This is a genomic window from Mesorhizobium sp. M0615 (assembly GCF_040320805.1).
Taxonomy (GTDB): Bacteria; Pseudomonadota; Alphaproteobacteria; order Rhizobiales; family Rhizobiaceae; genus Mesorhizobium.
In genome coordinates this window covers 253,937-269,832 of record NZ_JAMYQI010000003.1, presented here as the reverse complement: position 1 = coordinate 269,832, position 15,896 = coordinate 253,937, and the positions used below count along the sequence as shown (strand labels likewise).

The window sequence follows — 15,896 nt, the reverse complement described above, 5'->3', positions numbered from 1 at the left end:
AAATGCCGGGCTTTGCATTCAAGCCGGCACGACCTCGCCGGCCAGCATACGATAATTGCCGACGATCTTTGCCGGCGATCTGGCAAGCGGCGTCGAGCGGCGTCCGGCATGATCGGCGCTGAAGGCCTTGAAGGCTGCGAGCCCGGTCAGGCCGTCGCCATCCTGGCTGACAAGATGGATGAACTCGCCATTCTCCAGTTCCAGGACGAGGTAGCGCACGGATTGCGGCTTCGTGTCGTCGAGTGCCTCGAACACCTGTGCAACCAGCATACGGTTCTCGGCGATGCTTTCGTCCTTCACGCCGTAGCGGATGAGACTGTAGCCCATTGTCGTCTCCTGTTTTTCAACTCTGCACGGAGAAGACGTTTCGCGGCCTCGAAAAGATTCGTCGCCCGGCGAATCTTTTCGATCGTCCGGATCGTCTTTCCCGTGGACGGCTGCGCGGCAGCCATCGAGGAGCAGGAGAGACCCATCATGCACATCCAGTTTGCCGAATTGCCGGTGTTCGACCAGGACCGCGCCAAGGCCTTCTACACCGGCCATCTTGCTTGCCAGGTGTCGGCGGACCAGCTGATGGGCGACACCGGCTGGCGCTGGATCGAGCTGACATTTCCGGGCGCCGTCACCAATTTGCATTTCGTCAAACGCGCCGATGACACGCCGGGCACTGAGCCCGTGCTGGTGCTCGTTGATGGCGATGTCGAGGCAACGGTCGCGGGCCTGAAGGCGCGCGGCGTCGAAATCATCACCGAGCCGCAGGAAGCGCCTTGGCAGCCGGGCCGCACGGTCGCCGAATTCCGCGACAGCGAGGGCAACCGCATGGTTGTCGCCAGCAAATGAGCGACACGCACCAGACCGAATTCCCAGAACCAACAGGAGAAATGGACATGACCCCTCAATCGTCGACGCTGAAAGTACCGGGCGCGAGCCTCTATTATGAGATGCGCGGTTCCGGCCCCGTGCTGTTGATCATCCCCGGCGGACCGCAGGATGCCGGCGTCTTCGCCGATGTCGCGGGCCACCTCGCCGACCGCTACACGGTGGTCGCCTATGATCCGCGCGGCAATTCGCGCAGCACCTTCGACGGAGAGCCGCAAGAGCAGGACCTCAATGTCCATGGCGACGATGCCGCGCGATTGATCGAGGCGCTTGGCGCCGGACCGGCCTATGTGTTCGGCACCAGCGGCGGCGCCCAGATCGGGCTCAACCTCGCCGCCCGCCATCCCGGCCGGGTTCGTGCGCTGGTGGCGCATGAGCCGCCCAGCATGATGCTGCTCGACGACCCGTCGCCGTCACTGGCCGGCATGCGCGACCTGCACGACACCTATCGCAGCCAGGGCGTCGAGGCGGCGATGCAGAAATTTTTCAGCGAGAACGGCCTGTCGGAAGGGCCGGACCAGGGTGAAACCGGACCGCACGAGCCGCAAGACGGACCGCCTTCGTTCGAACCGTCGCCCGAAGAGGCCGAGACCTTTGCCAGGGTCAGCGGCAATTTCGAATACTGGCTGGCGCATGGCGTCATGCCGCTGTCGCTCTACCATCCTGATCGAGGCGTTGCGCGGCCGCCCGGTCGTGGTCGGCATAGGCGAAGAGTCCGTCGGCCAGCCGATCGACGGCATGGGCAAGGCGCTGGCCGACAGGCTCGGCAGCAAGCGCGCCGCCTTCCCCGGCGACCATATGGGCTTTGCGCCCTATCCCGACCGCTTCGCCGAGACCTTGCACCTGACGCTCAGAGGCGCGTGAGATCGTCAGTTCAATAGGAAAGGAGCGTCCGCATGCACAATGCGGACGCCCTTCTCCCATGAAATTACCCGCTAAGATTGCTGTATCAGACGGCCTCCCAGCCTTCCTTGCCGCCGGCGCGGAAGATGGCGTCGATGACCTTCTGGTTGAGCACGGACTCCTCCAGCGTGAAGACACGCTCCTTGCCGCCCTGTGCCGCCCTGGCAAACGTCTCGACCTCGCGCCGGTATTGCTGGGTGCCGGGAAAGCGGAACACCTGCGCCTCCGTATGGTTCTGGTTGTGCAGTTCGATGCGGTGATGGTCGTAGAGCCCGGCATTGAACGGCGAGAACACCTCGATGAAACCCTTCTCGCCGTGAAACACCATCACCTGCCGCGCCGCCATCTGCGTCGAGAGGTAGAAGGACAGTTCGAAGTCGCCGAAATCGGCGCGGATCGAGGAGTAGATGTCGGTGCCGAATTTTTTGTCGCGCTCGATCGTCGCCTGCACGCGGAGCGGCTCCTTGCCGGTTGAAAACCGCGTCGACACCGTCGGATAGACGCCGATGTCAGGCAGCGCGCCGCCGCCGAGATCGAGCTGGTTGCGCATGTTGGTGGGATCGACATTGTAATAGGAGAAGGCGCCCTGCACATGGCGTAGCCGGCCGATGGCGCCATCGGCGATGAGATCGCGCACCTTGATCCATTGCGGGTGGTAGATGACCATGAAGGCCTCGCAGACCAGCACCTTCTTCTGGTCGCGCAGCTTGATCAGCGGCGCGATGTCCTTGGCGTCGAGCGCCAGCGGCTTCTCCACCAGCACATGCTTGCCCGCTTCGATGGCCTTGGCCGTCCATTCGACATGCTGCGAGGTCGGCAGCGGGATGTAGACGCCGTCGACGTCTTTCGAAGCGAGCAGCTCCTCATACGAACCAAAGGCATGTCTGGCGCCGAACCGCTCGCCCAGGGCCTCGGCCTTCGACAGGTCGCGGCTGGCGATCGCGGACAAAACGCCATTCTCGGCCTCGACGATTGCCGGCAACAATTGCTCGCGGCCGATCTTGGCCGTCGACAAAACACCCCATCGGAACATCAGGCTTCTCCTATCGATTTACAGGCGAGGAGGTTTGCCCGAAATTGCGGGAAAAGCCAATGCGGATCGCTGGTCCTGCTAGCCTCGCTTGCCCGTCAGCGTCATGTCGAAATCGACAATATTCGAATAGATCGGCGTGCCGACATCCATGCCGTAGCGGGAGCGCAGCACCTTGCCGGTGACGTGGAATTTAATGACGCCACCCTTCAGCCCGCCGAGCTCGGCAGTGAACTTTTCCGCAAACGTCTTGCCGCGCGCCGTCAGCCGGCCGCTGACCAGCGCCGTGGTGTCGCTGGTTCGGGTTACGCTGGTCGAGCGGAACTGGATTTCGGGGCTGTTGGCCACGTCGAACACCGCATCGGAGCGCAGGAAGGCGTCGATGCGGCCCTGGCCGGTGCCGACGCTTTCGGGATAGATGGTGAAGTTGACCGCGGAACGGCCGACATCGCTGTTGTCGATGCGGATGGAGCCCTTGAAGCGGCCAAAGGCGCCGTCGAGGCCGCCGCCACCGACCTTGCCGATGGAGAAGCGAATGCTGGAGCTGGCCGGGTTGACCGTGTAGCTGCCGGCGGCGTCGCCGAGGTCCACAGCGGCGGAGACAGGCATGGCAAGGCAAGCGGCAACAGCCGCCAATCCGAAGATGCGCGCATACATGGGTTTTGTCCTTCTGGGGCAGGCGAAGTGTTGCGCCCTCACTCCAATGAACGAATGCGCGGCGCGCCCTATTCCATGTCCTGATCTGACGAAGGCGTGATCATGCGCGTGAGCACGCTGTCGTGGAGCCAGAAATGATGCCGCAGTGCCGCCAGTGCATGCAGCGCGACCAAGGCAATGCCGGCATAGGCGAGATACCAGTGTGCTACCGCCCAGAAGTTTTCCGCCGCATCGGACACGCCGAGCGGCAGGTTCGGCATCACGAACAGGTTGAACGGCATGCTGGGTATCTCCAGCATCGACACCGAAACCAGCGCCCAGCCGGACAGCGGCACCGCGAGCTGGAAGCCATAAAGCGCCAGATGCGCCAGCGGCGCCGTCCGACGCTCCAGGCCTCCGACCGAGGCCGGCAAGGCCGGGGCCGTATTGCCGAGCCGCCAGGCAATGCGCAGGATGAGGAGGCCGAGCAGCAGGAAGCCGAAGGATTTGTGCAGCTGGATCAGCTCGAAGGCGGTGCGCTGGCTGGTCAACCGCACCATGATGAAGCCGAGCATGAACTGGCCGATGAACAGGATGCCGATCAGCCAGTGGAGGACGATCGCCGCCCAGCCGTAGCGGGTTGAGTTGTTGGTGATGGACTGCATGGGAGAAGAACGAATGCCGGATGGGCTTTCTTCCGGCGCGTCCTTACCCTCCCCCTTGTGGGGAGGGTCGATCCGCGTAGCGGATCGGGGTGGGGGTCCTCGTAGGGCGCAGCCCCCGTCGCTTCGCGCCGACCCTCCCCACAAGAAGGAGGGTGGCTAAGCACCGACCTTGAAGAAATCAACAAACGCCCGCAGCGCCGGGCGCATCTGGCGGCGGCTGGGGTAGTAGACGAAGAAACCGTCGAAGGGCGGACACCAGTCTTCCAGCACGCGGATCAAGCGACCGTCGGCGAGCGGCGCGCGCACATAATCGTCGAAGACGAAGGCGAGCCCAGCGCCGTCGACCGCCGCCTGGGCGATCAGATGGTCTTCGTCGAGGATCAGCGGCCCTTGCGCCGCGATCTCGATCTCTTCGCCATCCTTCTCGAATTCCCAGCGGTAAAGAATGCCGCTGGAAAAACGGAAGCGGATGCAGCGGTGGTCGGCAAGATCGCGCGGATGGCGGGGTCTTGGCATGGTCGCGAAATAGGATGGCGCGCCGACCACGGCGCCGCGAAGGTCCGGTCCGATGCGCACCGCGATCATGTCGCGCTGCAGGCTCTCACCGAGCCGCACGCCGGCATCGAAGCCGCCTTCGACCACGTCGGTGAAGCGATCCTCGATGACGATTTCCAGGACGACGTCAGGACAGGCCGCGGCAAAGCCGCCGAGCCTGGGCGTCAATGCCAGGTGGGCCGCGGTGCGCGGCACGGTCAGCCGCAGGTTCCCGGCCGGCCGGTCGCGCGCCTCGATCGCCGTTTCCAGCGCCAGATCGATCTCGGACAGCGCCGGCCGCAGCCGTTCGAGCAGCTGCGCGCCCTCCTCCGTTGGCGCTACGCTGCGGGTGCTGCGCGCCAAAAGCCGCACGCCGAGCCGCGCCTCCAGGCTGGACACGGCATGGCTCACTGCCGAGGGCGCGATGGCCAGTTCGCGCGCCGCGCCACGAAAACTGCCGCATTGGGCGACTGTTGCCAGTACAGCCAGTTGAGAAAGATGCGCTCGGTTCATTGCTCTATTTTATAGAACAGCCCGTGCGAATGACAGCCAATTATCGAACGTAAAGCTAGGCGCTATCTCTCTTTTCATCGCAACAAGGAGATGCGCCATGAAAACCCGCAAACTTGGTACTGAACTCGAAGTCTTCCCCGTCGGCCTCGGCTGCATGGGCATGAGCTTCGCCTATGGCGGTCAGGCCGAGGCGGACGCAATCGCCACGCTGCGCCGCGCTGTCGAGATCGGCGTGACGTTTTTCGACACCGCCGAAGTCTATGGTCCCTTTGAGAACGAGATCCTTCTCGGCAAGGCGTTGAAGCCGGTGCGCGACAAGGTGACGATCGCCACCAAATTCGGCTTCAAGATTTCCGAGGAAGGCTCAGGCCTCGAACGCATGGTCGGCGTTGATAGCCGCCCGGAGCACGTCAAGGCAGTGGCGGAAGCCTCGCTGAAACGGCTCGATACCGATGTCATCGACCTCTACTACCAGCACCGCGTCGATCCCGGCGTGCCGATAGAGGACACGGTCGGCGCCATGGCCGAGCTGGTGCGCGAGGGCAAGGTGCGGGCGCTGGGCCTGTCGGAAGTCAGTGCCGCCACCATCCGCCGGGCGCACGCCGTGCATCCGATCGCTGCCGTGCAGAGTGAATATTCGCTGTGGAGCCGCGACCCCGAAGACGAAGTGTTCGATGTCTGCCGCGAACTCGGCATCGGCTTCGTCCCCTACAGCCCGCTCGGTCGCGGCCTGCTCACCGGCACCATCGCCAAGCCCGAGGCCCTCAGCGACGACGACTGGCGCCGGACCTTGCCGCGTTTCCAGGCCGACGCCATGGCCGCTAATGCCAAGGTCGTTGCGACGCTGGAAAAGCTGGCGATGGAAAAAGGCGTCACCTCGGCCCAGCTGGCGCTGGCCTGGGTGCTGCACCAGGGCGACTTCATCGTGCCGATCCCCGGCGCAAGAAAGATCCGCCATCTCGAGCAGAACACAGCGGCGGCCGGGATCGAGCTGAGCGCGGCTGACGTCGCGGCGATTGGAGATGCGCTGTCGCCGGACAAGGTGGTTGGCAAGCGCTATACGGAGGAGCTGTTGGCGCTGGTGAATGGGTGAGCAGGCGGGGGAGCTTGGCGCCCTGAGAAGCCAGCGCGCGGCACCCCCTCTGTCCTGCCGGACATCTCCCCCGCAAGGGGGGAGATCGGCTGTCGTCGCTGTTTTCGCCAATCACCAACGTTGCAGAAAGTGCGCTAACGATGAAGCTGCCAATCTCCCTCCTTGCGGGGGAGATGGCCGGCAGGCCAGAGGGGGGTGCCTCGCGCCGCCATTTCGTATTACCAAGGCACCACCGTAATCTCAGGCCAGCACTCTCTCGCCCTCGCCCCCTTGGCCTCATGCGTGCGCCTGTTATCCATCAGCCGGTTGGGCGTGATGCGAAACGCGAAGAGGTCATCCAGCCCGAACGGCGCCACGACCTCCAGCTGCCCGTCTGCGTCGTATCGCACCCCGACCGCATGCGTCTTCGAAGCAAAATAGCTCACCGACTCGCTGGAGCTCGTATAGCGCGGGCAGGGCTGGCCGAATTTCTGCGGATACCACAGATGCACCCGTGCCTGGTTGCGCACCTCGGCCGGCAGAGCCAGCCCCTCGAAATGCTGCGCGGCTCGACGGATGACCGCGTCCTCGGCCTCGTAGGACAGGTCGCTGTCATCGAAGTAGAAGAGATCGACATCCTTGATGCCGTAGCCCGGCGGCTTGCCGGTCAGGTGGTTCCAGACGCTGTTGTAGAGCGCACCGGACACCACCAGCCAGTCCGGCAACGCCAGCGTCCGTGCCCGCTCCAGCGCGTCGCTGACGAGCGCATCCGCCAACACGATGGCGAGAAACGCTTCGCGCTGGGCTTCGAACGGCAGACCGGAATAGCGCAGATGGTCCATCGCCCTTTGGAGAGCGATTCGCCACCTGTCGGCAATCCTCAGAAGCAATTCCAGGAAAAGTGTGTAGCGGTTTTCCCGGGAAAGCGCGCCGCGCTTTCCCTAAGAATTGCGTGAAGTCGAAATATGTAGGGCGGGCGTTAGCCGCTCTACGTTCTCAGCAAGCCGCCCGTTTGCTTGCCGACATTGTCGACGATGCGCTTGGCCAGCGCCTCGAAATCCTCGTCGGTGAGCGTCTTTTCAACCGGCTGGATAGACACTTCGATGGCGATCGACTTCTTGGCGGCCCCGAGAGATGGCCCCTCGAAGACGTCGAACACCGAAACGCCGGTGACCAGCTTCTTGTCGGCGGCGAGCGCCGCGCGCACCAGCGTACCGGCCTCGACCGCCTTGTCGACGACGAAAGCAAAGTCGCGCTTCACCGCATGGAAGGCGGACAGCTCGAGCTTCGGCTTGGTTTTCGTCGGCTTGGCCTTCGGTTCCGGCACGGCGTCGACATAGACCTCGAAACCGCAGATCGGTCCGGAAACGTCCAACCCCTCCAGGGTCTTCGGGTGGAATTCGCCGAACGTGCCGAGCACCGTCTTCGGGCCGAGCTTGATCGTGCCGGAGCGGCCGGGATGGTACCAGGCCGGACCGCCTTGCTCGATCTGCAGCCTGTCGACCGGGGCGCCGCAGGCTTCCAGCGCTGCAATCGCGTCGGCCTTGGCGTCGAACACGCCGACCGGACCGGAATTGCCGGCCCAACTGCGGCCGGAGCCGTCGAGCTTGGCGGTGCCGCGGCGCACACCGGCGGCAACGCGCCGCTGCTGGTCGGGGCCGTCGCCCTCATAGGTACCGGAGACCTCGAACAGCGCGACATCGCCGATGCCCTTGTCGGCATTGCGCTGCGCGGCGACGATCAGGCCGGGCAACAACGAGGGCCGCATATCGGACATGTCGGCTGCAATCGGATTAGCGAGCTTCAGCGCCGTCTGGCCGCCGCCGAACAGTTCGGCGTGTTTGGCCGGGATGAACGACCAGGTGAGAACCTCCAGCATGCCCCGCACGGCGAGCGAGCGCTTAGCAATGCGGGTGCGCACCTGCAGCGTCGTCAGGATCTTGGAATTGACCGCGTCATGAGCGCCGAGCGGCTGCGGCGCGATGTTGTCGACGCCGTGAATGCGCATGACTTCCTCGACCAGGTCGGCTTTGCCATCGACATCGGGCCGCCAGGACGGCACCGCCACATCGACGATGTCGTCCGAGCCCTGCGGCTCGAAGCCGAGGCGCGAAAGGATGTCGAGGCTTTCCGCCTTCGGCACTTCGGTGCCGGTCAGCCGCTTTACTTCCGAGATCGGGAAGGAAACGATCTTAGGCTTGTAGCCGGCATAGCCAACGACCTCGGTTTCCGTCGGCTCGCCGCCGCAGAACTCCAGCACAAGCTTTGTCGCCAGCTCGACGCCGGGCACCATGAATTCTGGGTCGACGCCACGCTCGAAACGGTAACGGGCATCGGTGATGATGCCGAGCGTACGGCCAGTGCGGGCCGTGGTGATCGGATCCCAAAGAGCGGATTCGATCAGCACGTCCGTGGTGCTCTCGTCGCAGCCGGAATGCTCGCCGCCCATGACACCGGCGATCGATTCGACGCCATTATCATCGGCGATCACGCACATCTGCGGCGTCAGCGTGTATTCGCGCCCGTCGAGCGCCAGCACCTTCTCGCCGTCGCGTGCGCGGCGCACGACGAGATTGCCGGCGACCTTCTTGGCATCGAACACATGCAGCGGCCGGCCACGGTCGAAGGTGACGTAGTTGGTGATGTCGACCAGCGCGCTGATCGGGCGCAAGCCGATGGCGATCAGCCTTTGCTGCAGCCATTTCGGCGACGGCCCGTTCTTCACGCCTTTCACCAGGCGCAGCGCGAAACCGGGGCAGAGCTCCGGCGCCTCGATGGTCACCTTGACCGGCGTTTCACCTTTGCCAGGGACCGCTTCGACCGGCGCGGTCTTGAGCCGGCCAAGCCCGCTTGCCGCCAGGTCCCGGGCGACGCCGTAAATGCTGGTCGCATCCGGCCGGTTCGGCGTCAGGTTGATCTCGATCACCGGATCGTCGAGATGCGCGTAAGCCGCGAAGCTGGTGCCGACAGGCGCATCGGCCGGCAGGTCGATAATGCCATTGTGCTCATCCGACAGCTCCAGCTCGCGCTCGGAACACATCATGCCATGGCTCTCGACGCCGCGGATCTTGCCGACGGTCAGCGTCACGTCGATGCCGGGCACATACGTGCCAGGCGCGGCGAAGGCGCCGATCAGGCCGGCGCGGGCATTCGGTGCACCGCACACCACCTGGACAGGGGCCGTGCCATTGCCGGTGTCGACGGTCAGCACCCGCAGGCGGTCGGCGTCGGGATGCTGCACCGCCGTCAGCACCTTGGCGATGACGAACGGCTTCAGGCTGGCCTTGTCGTCGACATGCTCGACTTCGAGGCCGATCGAGGTCAGCCTCTCGACGATCTTGTCGAGCGTGGCGTCGGTGTCGAGATGATCCTTGAGCCAGGAAAGGGTGAGTTTCATCACTGTGTTCCGTTTTGTCTGTACCCGCCCGGACCTTGTCCATCGGGTCTGGGCACGCTTGTCTTCAAATGGCGCGGCAAGTCGTCGGGCATATGCACGAAGGGCAGCTGCTCGCGCACATAGGCATGGTGCGTCGGCCGGAAATAGGCCGGCATGTCCATGGCGCCCAGCATGAAATAGATGTGGTCTTCCAGCCGCTCGTCGACATAGGCGATAGGCGAGCCGCAAATGCCGCAGAACGAGCGCGTCACCGGCCCGTTCTCGTACATCTTCAGCGCCTTGCCGGTGAAAGCCACCTGCTCGGTCAGGAAGCCGACAAAGGTCGACACCGGCGCGCCGCTGGCGCGCCGGCAATCGCCGCAATGGCAATAGCTGATATGGTGCGGTTCGACTGATGCCTCGAACCGTACCGCGCCGCAGCGGCAGCCACCCGTGTGCGGCGCCGTCATGCGGAAAGACCTCCGAACAGCGTCGGCATGTCGAGCGGCCTGAAACCGTAATGCGACAGCCAGCGCACATCGGCGTCGAAGAAGGCGCGCAGGTCCGGCATGCCGTATTTCAGCATGGCGATGCGGTCGATGCCCATGCCCCAGGCAAAGCCCTGATATTCGTCGGGATCGAGCCCGCCGGCGCGCAGCACATTGGGGTGGACCATGCCGCAGCCGAGGATCTCCATCCAGTCGGAGCCTTCGCCGAATCGCACCTCACCGGGCCGCGAGCGGTCGCACTGGATGTCGACCTCGAGGCTGGGCTCGGTGAACGGGAAGAAGGACGGCCGGAAGCGCATCTTGACCTGCGGCACCTCGAAGAAAGCCTTGCAGAATTCTTCCAGCACCCACTTCATGTTGGCGACATTGGCCGATTTGTCGATCACCAGCCCCTCGACCTGATGGAACATCGGCGAGTGGGTAGCGTCGGAATCCTGCCGGTAGGTCTTGCCGGGAATGACGATGCGGATCGGCGGCTTCTGCTTCTCCATGGTGCGGATCTGTACCGGCGAGGTGTGCGTGCGCAACAGCTTGCGCTCGCCCTTTTCGTCCGGCTGGAAAAAGAAGGTATCGTGCATCTCGCGCGCCGGATGCCCTTCGGGGAAATTCAGCGCGGTGAAATTGTAATAGTCGCTCTCGACATCGGGACCTTCTGCGATGGCAAAGCCGAGATCGCCGAAGATCGCCGCGATCTCGTCGATGACCTGGCTGATCGGATGGATGCGGCCGCGCTCGGCCGGCGATTGCCGCACCGGCAGCGTCACGTCGACCGTCTCGGCGGCAAGGCGCGCCGTGACCGCCACATCCTTCAGCTCGGCCTTGCGTGTCGTCAGCGCTTCGGTGACGCGGTTCTTCAGGCCGTTGATCGCGGGGCCCTTGACCTGGCGCTCCTCGGCGCTCATCGCGCCCAGTGTCTTCAGCAATTCCGAGATCGACCCCTTTTTGCCGAGAGCCGCGACGCGCACGGCTTCGATAGCAGCCTCATCGGCGGCCGACGCGACGTCGGCCATCAGGGAGTTTTCGAGAGTATCCAAGCAGGTAGCTATGTCGTTCACGGTCAAACTCGCTGTGTTGGGAGTCAACTTTGAGGTGAAAGTCACTTTCAAGTTGAAAGTTCAGCCATAAGAAAAACCCGCGCCAGCCGTGCCAGCGCGGGTTCCCCAATCAGAATTGCGAATGCTGGGAAGCGCTGGGCTCGGAGCCCGATCCCGAAAAGTTGCAGACTTTTCGGAAAGATCGCGCTCCTCGCTAAATTTCCCTGAGCATGATGTTGTCCAAAAAGTCAGCAACTTTTTGGCATCATGCTCTAGGCGACAGCGCTTTCAAAAGCATTCGGGGTGGTGTTCTTCAGATATTCGAGCGCGACCTTGGCCTTGGCCACGAGTGCGGCGAACGCCTGCGGTTCATGGATGGCCATGTCGGACAGGATCTTGCGATCGATCTCGATACCGGACTTGTTGAGGCCGTCGATGAAGCGGCCATAGGTCAGGCCATGCTCGTGCGTCGCGGCGTTGATGCGCTGGATCCACAGCGCGCGGAACGAGCGCTTGCGGTTCTTGCGGTCGCGATACGCATACTGCATCGACTTTTCGACCGCCTGCTTGGCGATGCGAATGGTGTTCTTGCGGCGGCCGTAGAAGCCTTTCGCGGCTTTCAGGACCTTCTTGTGCTTGGCGTGCGAGGTGACGCCTCTTTTTACGCGTGCCATGTCATGATCTCCTTAAACGCTGTTCCTGAAACCGAATGCTCAGAGGCCGTTCGGCAGAAAATTCTTGATGACCTTCTTGCCATCCGGTTCAGCCAGAACCATCGTGCCGCGGGCATTTCGAATGAACTTGTTGGAACGCTTGATCATGCCGTGACGCTTGCCGGCCGCAGCCGACAGGACTTTACCCGTACCTGTGATCTTGAACCGCTTCTTGGCGGCCGATTTGGTCTTCATCTTGGGCATTTTGCTACTCCGTATTGGTGGCGCACAATCGCGCTTCTTGTTCGCTTCGGGCGGACCAAAAGCCCGAAAAGCAAATGAAACCGCCACGGCATGCCCTGCCGGGCGGTTTTCTTGGAACGGCGGTCCTATACGTCAAAGCGGGCTGGCGCGCAACACCCGAGCGGCTGCGACGCTCTGTCTTAATTCACGGTGCAAGGCTGGGCTCCGATAGGTGGGTCGAGATTCAGGTCAGGCCGAGCCGAAAAGGGCTGATGCCGAGAACCGGAGCGGAGCGTACTTAAGTATGTGAGCACCGGAAGCGCAGGGATCGGCCGTTTGCAGGCCGGCCTCACCTGAATATCAGCCTACCTAGGGCAGCCTGAACAGCACCGGGAGTATGCCCGATTGCTGGGCGCCATCGATGGTCTCGAACACCGGCAACGCCACCAGAAACACCAGCCCGTCGAGCAAGGTGGTCAGCAAGAGGCGCGGCTTGAAGCTGCCGGTGTCGCCTTCCTGGTAGAGCGACAGCTGGGGGAAGAAACGCGGCACCCGCGCCAGATAGGCTGTGTAGGGCGCGCCGAGAACCTCCTTGAGATACCGTTCCTCGCGCAGGATGACGATGTGGAAGGCGCCGGCGCACAACAGCGCAAACAGGACGATGCCGGAGAACGAGCCGATCTGCGCCCCGACGCCGGCGGCGGCAACGGTCGAGAACACGTAGAGAGGATTGCGGGTGATCGAATAGGGTCCGCCGGTGACCACTTCGGAGGATTTGCGCCCCCCGATATAGAGTGTCGACCACAAGCGGCCGACGACGCCAAGGAAGATCAGCAGCACGCCGACCATCTCGATCGTTTCATGCACCGGGGTATCGGGCGGGAAGGTCGACTGGCCGAACAGCAGTGCCGCAAACAGCACCACCACCAGCACCGCAAGCACCATCCGGCGCATGTGCTGGTAGCCGCCCAGCTCCTTGATGGGCGCAGGGTTGATTTCATTGGCCATGTCGGGAATCCGATCGTCGAGAAGCTTTGCCGGCGATCGCGGCGTCTGGACAGGAGAATCGGCGTCCCGCCGATCGCCGGGACGCCATGAGACAGGATTCAGGCGGATTTAGAGCGCAACGCCCGAACTGATCTAGCGCGGGGCCAGCACCATCATCATCTGGCGGCCTTCCAGCTTCGGCTCGGCTTCGACCTTGGCGATGGTAGCCGTCTCCTCGCGCACCTTGTTCAGGAGCTGCATGCCGAGTTCCATATGCGCCATCTCGCGGCCGCGGAAGCGCAGCGTCAGCTTGACCTTGTCGCCTTCCTCGAAGAAGCGCCGCACGGCCTTCATCTTGGTTTCGTAGTCATGGCTGTCGATGTTCGGGCGCATCTTGATCTCCTTGATCTCGATGACCTTCTGGTTCTTGCGCGCCTCGGCCGCCTTCTTCTGGTTGGCGTATTTCAATTTGCCGAGATCGAGAATTTTGACGACAGGCGGCACCGCATTGGGCGAGATCTCGACCAGATCGAGCCCTGCCTCTTCGGCGAGCAGCAATGCGTCGTTGATGGAAATATCGCCGCGGTTCTGGCCATCGGCGTCGATCAGCTGGACCCGGGGCACCCGGATATCACGGTTGGAGCGCGGGCCATCTTTGGTGGGCGCCGCTGCTTTGAAAGGTCTGCGAATGGTCGTGGTCTCCTTGGCCGTTTCGTTCAGGGTTTCAATCTAGAATGTTCAGGACGCGCCAATGTGGTGAGCGCGCGGGCGGAGTCAATAGCACAGCGCTGACAGAAAATCACCCTGATCGCAGGCCTGCACCAAACAAAGGATGTCGCGAGCACTTTCCGCCTCGCCTGTGCCTGTGTCAAAAGACCGGCGAGTAAAATCAGGCTCCCGCAATCAGGCCCCCAGAACCAGGATTGATCCACAGCCATGACCGCGACCACCCCAACCCTGCTGGATGTCGACGGCATCGATATCGCGGTTCGCCATTCCTCGGGCGCAACGCCCGGCGTCGTCTGGCTCGGCGGCTACAAATCCGACATGCTGGGCACGAAGGCGCAGACGCTGTCGGATTGGGCGGCCAGGGAAGGCCGCGCATATCTGCGCCACGACTATTCCGGCCATGGCGAATCCGGCGGCGCCTTTGCCGACGGTACTATCTCGAAATGGCTTGGCGAGAGCCTCGCCGCCTTCCGGCATTTCACCGAGGGCAAGCAAATCCTGGTCGGCTCGTCGATGGGCGCCTGGATCGCGCTGCGCATGGTGCAGGAGCTGCGCAAGGCGGGCGACAGCAATGTGGTTGGCCTGGTGCTGCTCGCGCCGGCGCCGGATTTCACCGCCGAGCTGGTCGAGCCGGCTCTGACGGAGGCACAGAGGCGCGAACTTCGGGAGAAAGGCTTTTTCGAAGAACCTTCGGACTATTCCGCCGAGCCTTACATCTACACAAGCGCGCTGATCGAGGACGGCAGGGCGAACCGGGTCATGACCGGGCCGATCGATACCCATTGCCCCGTCCACATCCTGCAGGGCCTGGCCGATGCCGATGTGCCGGCAAGCCATGCGCTGAAGCTGGTCTCGCTGCTGCCGGCCGACGACGTCACCTTGTCGCTCATTCCCGACGGCGACCACCGCCTGTCGCGGCCGCAGGATCTCGACATGCTGCTGAGGGCGGTGGGCGACATGGTTCAGCGGGCGGGGTAGGCAAGAATGCGCATTTCCATCCCGATATCCGCCTTTGTCGCGGCAATCGTCGGCTTCGGCGGCACGCTGGCCGTCGTCATTGCCGCCGCCAAGGCGGTTGGCGCCACCCAGGCCGAGACCGCGAGCTGGGTGACGGCAGTGTGCGTGGCGATGGCGATCGAATGCCTGTGGCTGTCCTGGCGCACGAAAATGCCCATCATCACCGCCTGGTCGACACCAGGCCTGGCGCTGATGGCGGCATCGAGCGGCTTTACCATGGCCGATGCGGTCGGCGCCTTCATCGTCACCGGCTTGATGTTGATCGCCACCGGCCTGTTCAAGCCGCTGACCCAGCTTATATCAAGGATACCGACGTCGGTCGCGTCCGGCATGCTGGCCGGCATCGTCGTCACCTTCGCGCTCAATGCCGTCAAGACCATTCCGGTCGACCCCTGGCTGATCCTGCCGCTGATCGCGGCCTTCTTCGTCATTCGCCTGTTCAACCCGGCGCTGTCGGTGCTGGCGGTGCTGATCGGCGGCGGCATCGCCGCCTTCCTGACAGGCCGCGTCGGCGGACTGCCGGCGCCGGAACTGTCGACGCTGACGCTGATTGCTCCGCATTTCAGCGCCGCAGCTGTCATCGGCCTGGCGCTGCCGCTCTACCTCGTCACCATGGCGTCGCAGAACCTGTCGGGTCTCGCCGTCTTGCGCGCCGCCGGCTATCACCCCGAACCCGGCCCGCTGATCGGCGTCACCGGCCTGTTCTCGCTGCTGTCGGCGCCGTTTGGCGGCTCGACCACCAATCTGGCGGCTATCTCTGCGGCGATCTGCACCGGGCCGGACGTCCATCCCGACCCGGCCGAGCGCTGGAAGACCGGACCCTTCTATGCACTTGCCTATCTGATCTTCGCGGTTTTCGGCGCCTCGCTGGTGGCGATCTTCGCCGTCCTGCCGCAGAGCCTGATCGTTCTGGTAGCCGGCCTGGCGCTGATGGGATCGCTCGCCAACGCGCTGTCGATCGCCCTCAAGGACGAGGACCAGCGCATGGCGGCTACTGTCACCTTCGTTGTCACCGCGTCGGGGCTGACTTTGTTCGGCGTTGGCGCCGCCTTCTGGGGCTTGGTCGCCGGCCTGGTCGTGCTTTTCCTCGAAGCGGTCAAAAAGCGATAATCATTT

The 15,896-nt window shown here is 63.6% G+C and carries 18 protein-coding genes; 5 read left to right on the top strand and 13 right to left on the bottom strand.

What is annotated here, in order from left to right; translation table 11 throughout:
- Window positions 1-18: 18 nt before the first annotated feature.
- A complete protein-coding gene (locus NKI46_RS06450) occupies window positions 19-327 on the bottom strand; it encodes a hypothetical protein (protein ID WP_352745373.1) in 309 nt (102 codons plus the stop codon).
- A 147-nt stretch (window positions 328-474) separates the two neighbouring features.
- On the opposite strand from NKI46_RS06450, the gene NKI46_RS06445 reads away from it, so the two are divergent.
- Entirely contained in the window at window positions 475-840 is a 366-nt protein-coding gene (locus NKI46_RS06445) for a VOC family protein (protein ID WP_352745371.1), read from the top strand.
- A 47-nt stretch (window positions 841-887) separates the two neighbouring features.
- Window positions 888-1,760 carry an alpha/beta fold hydrolase gene (locus NKI46_RS06440; RefSeq protein ID WP_352745368.1) on the top strand — a complete coding sequence of 291 codons (873 nt, stop codon included), beginning with the start codon at window positions 888-890 and terminating at the stop codon, window positions 1,758-1,760.
- 68 nt (window positions 1,761-1,828) lie between these two features.
- On the opposite strand, the gene NKI46_RS06435 is transcribed toward NKI46_RS06440, so the two are convergent.
- From NKI46_RS06435 to NKI46_RS06420, 4 genes are all read right to left on the bottom strand, one after another.
- Window positions 1,829-2,815: a Gfo/Idh/MocA family protein gene (locus NKI46_RS06435; protein ID WP_023693056.1), complete on the bottom strand. Its 987-nt coding sequence runs from the start codon at window positions 2,813-2,815 to the stop codon at window positions 1,829-1,831.
- Window positions 2,816-2,893: 78 nt separating this feature from the next.
- On the bottom strand, window positions 2,894-3,469 hold the full coding sequence (locus NKI46_RS06430; RefSeq protein ID WP_023672273.1) for a YceI family protein: 576 nt from the start codon (window positions 3,467-3,469) through the stop codon (window positions 2,894-2,896).
- 68 nt (window positions 3,470-3,537) lie between these two features.
- Window positions 3,538-4,113, bottom strand: coding sequence for a cytochrome b (locus NKI46_RS06425; RefSeq protein WP_023752339.1), 576 nt, complete (start codon window positions 4,111-4,113; stop codon window positions 3,538-3,540).
- A 156-nt stretch (window positions 4,114-4,269) separates the two neighbouring features.
- Window positions 4,270-5,160: a LysR family transcriptional regulator gene (locus NKI46_RS06420; RefSeq protein ID WP_352745365.1), complete on the bottom strand. Its 891-nt coding sequence runs from the start codon at window positions 5,158-5,160 to the stop codon at window positions 4,270-4,272.
- A gap of 97 nt (window positions 5,161-5,257) precedes the next feature.
- On the opposite strand from NKI46_RS06420, the gene NKI46_RS06415 reads away from it, so the two are divergent.
- On the top strand, window positions 5,258-6,253 hold the full coding sequence (locus NKI46_RS06415) for an aldo/keto reductase (protein ID WP_352745363.1): 996 nt from the start codon (window positions 5,258-5,260) through the stop codon (window positions 6,251-6,253).
- 218 nt (window positions 6,254-6,471) lie between these two features.
- Here NKI46_RS06415 and NKI46_RS06410 read toward each other — a convergent pair whose 3' ends face one another.
- The 8 genes from NKI46_RS06410 to infC all read right to left on the bottom strand — a co-directional run bounded on the left by NKI46_RS06410 (window position 6,472) and on the right by infC (window position 13,724).
- A complete protein-coding gene (locus NKI46_RS06410; protein WP_352745360.1) occupies window positions 6,472-7,074 on the bottom strand; it encodes a nucleotidyltransferase family protein in 603 nt (200 codons plus the stop codon).
- 146 nt (window positions 7,075-7,220) lie between these two features.
- Entirely contained in the window at window positions 7,221-9,629 is a 2,409-nt protein-coding gene (gene pheT / locus NKI46_RS06405; protein ID WP_352745358.1) for a phenylalanine--tRNA ligase subunit beta, read from the bottom strand.
- Window positions 9,629-10,078 (bottom strand): GFA family protein, encoded by a 450-nt coding sequence (locus tag NKI46_RS06400; protein WP_352745355.1) that lies wholly within the window; start codon window positions 10,076-10,078, stop codon window positions 9,629-9,631. Before NKI46_RS06400 ends, pheT begins: the two co-directional genes overlap by 1 nt.
- Window positions 10,075-11,127: a phenylalanine--tRNA ligase subunit alpha gene (gene pheS / locus NKI46_RS06395; protein ID WP_032891898.1), complete on the bottom strand. Its 1,053-nt coding sequence runs from the start codon at window positions 11,125-11,127 to the stop codon at window positions 10,075-10,077. The genes NKI46_RS06400 and pheS overlap by 4 nt, the downstream gene beginning before the upstream one ends.
- Before the next feature lie 296 nt (window positions 11,128-11,423).
- The gene (gene rplT, locus NKI46_RS06390) at window positions 11,424-11,825 is read right to left on the bottom strand and encodes a 50S ribosomal protein L20 (RefSeq protein WP_023672281.1); all 402 of its coding nucleotides are present in this window, start codon (window positions 11,823-11,825) and stop codon (window positions 11,424-11,426) included.
- 39 nt (window positions 11,826-11,864) lie between these two features.
- The gene (gene rpmI / locus NKI46_RS06385) at window positions 11,865-12,068 is read right to left on the bottom strand and encodes a 50S ribosomal protein L35 (RefSeq protein WP_006201248.1); all 204 of its coding nucleotides are present in this window, start codon (window positions 12,066-12,068) and stop codon (window positions 11,865-11,867) included.
- Window positions 12,069-12,416: 348 nt separating this feature from the next.
- The gene (locus tag NKI46_RS06380) at window positions 12,417-13,055 is read right to left on the bottom strand and encodes a methyltransferase family protein (protein ID WP_023681388.1); all 639 of its coding nucleotides are present in this window, start codon (window positions 13,053-13,055) and stop codon (window positions 12,417-12,419) included.
- 132 nt (window positions 13,056-13,187) lie between these two features.
- Entirely contained in the window at window positions 13,188-13,724 is a 537-nt protein-coding gene (infC, locus tag NKI46_RS06375) for a translation initiation factor IF-3 (protein ID WP_023744911.1), read from the bottom strand.
- A 246-nt stretch (window positions 13,725-13,970) separates the two neighbouring features.
- Here infC and NKI46_RS06370 point away from each other — a divergent pair, with 246 nt between their 5' ends.
- Window positions 13,971-14,741, top strand: coding sequence for an alpha/beta hydrolase (locus NKI46_RS06370; protein WP_023805789.1), 771 nt, complete (start codon window positions 13,971-13,973; stop codon window positions 14,739-14,741).
- A 6-nt stretch (window positions 14,742-14,747) separates the two neighbouring features.
- Complete coding sequence (locus tag NKI46_RS06365) at window positions 14,748-15,890, top strand: benzoate/H(+) symporter BenE family transporter (RefSeq protein ID WP_352745352.1); 1,143 nt, start codon at window positions 14,748-14,750, stop codon at window positions 15,888-15,890.
- The last annotated feature ends 6 nt before the right edge of the window (window positions 15,891-15,896 follow it).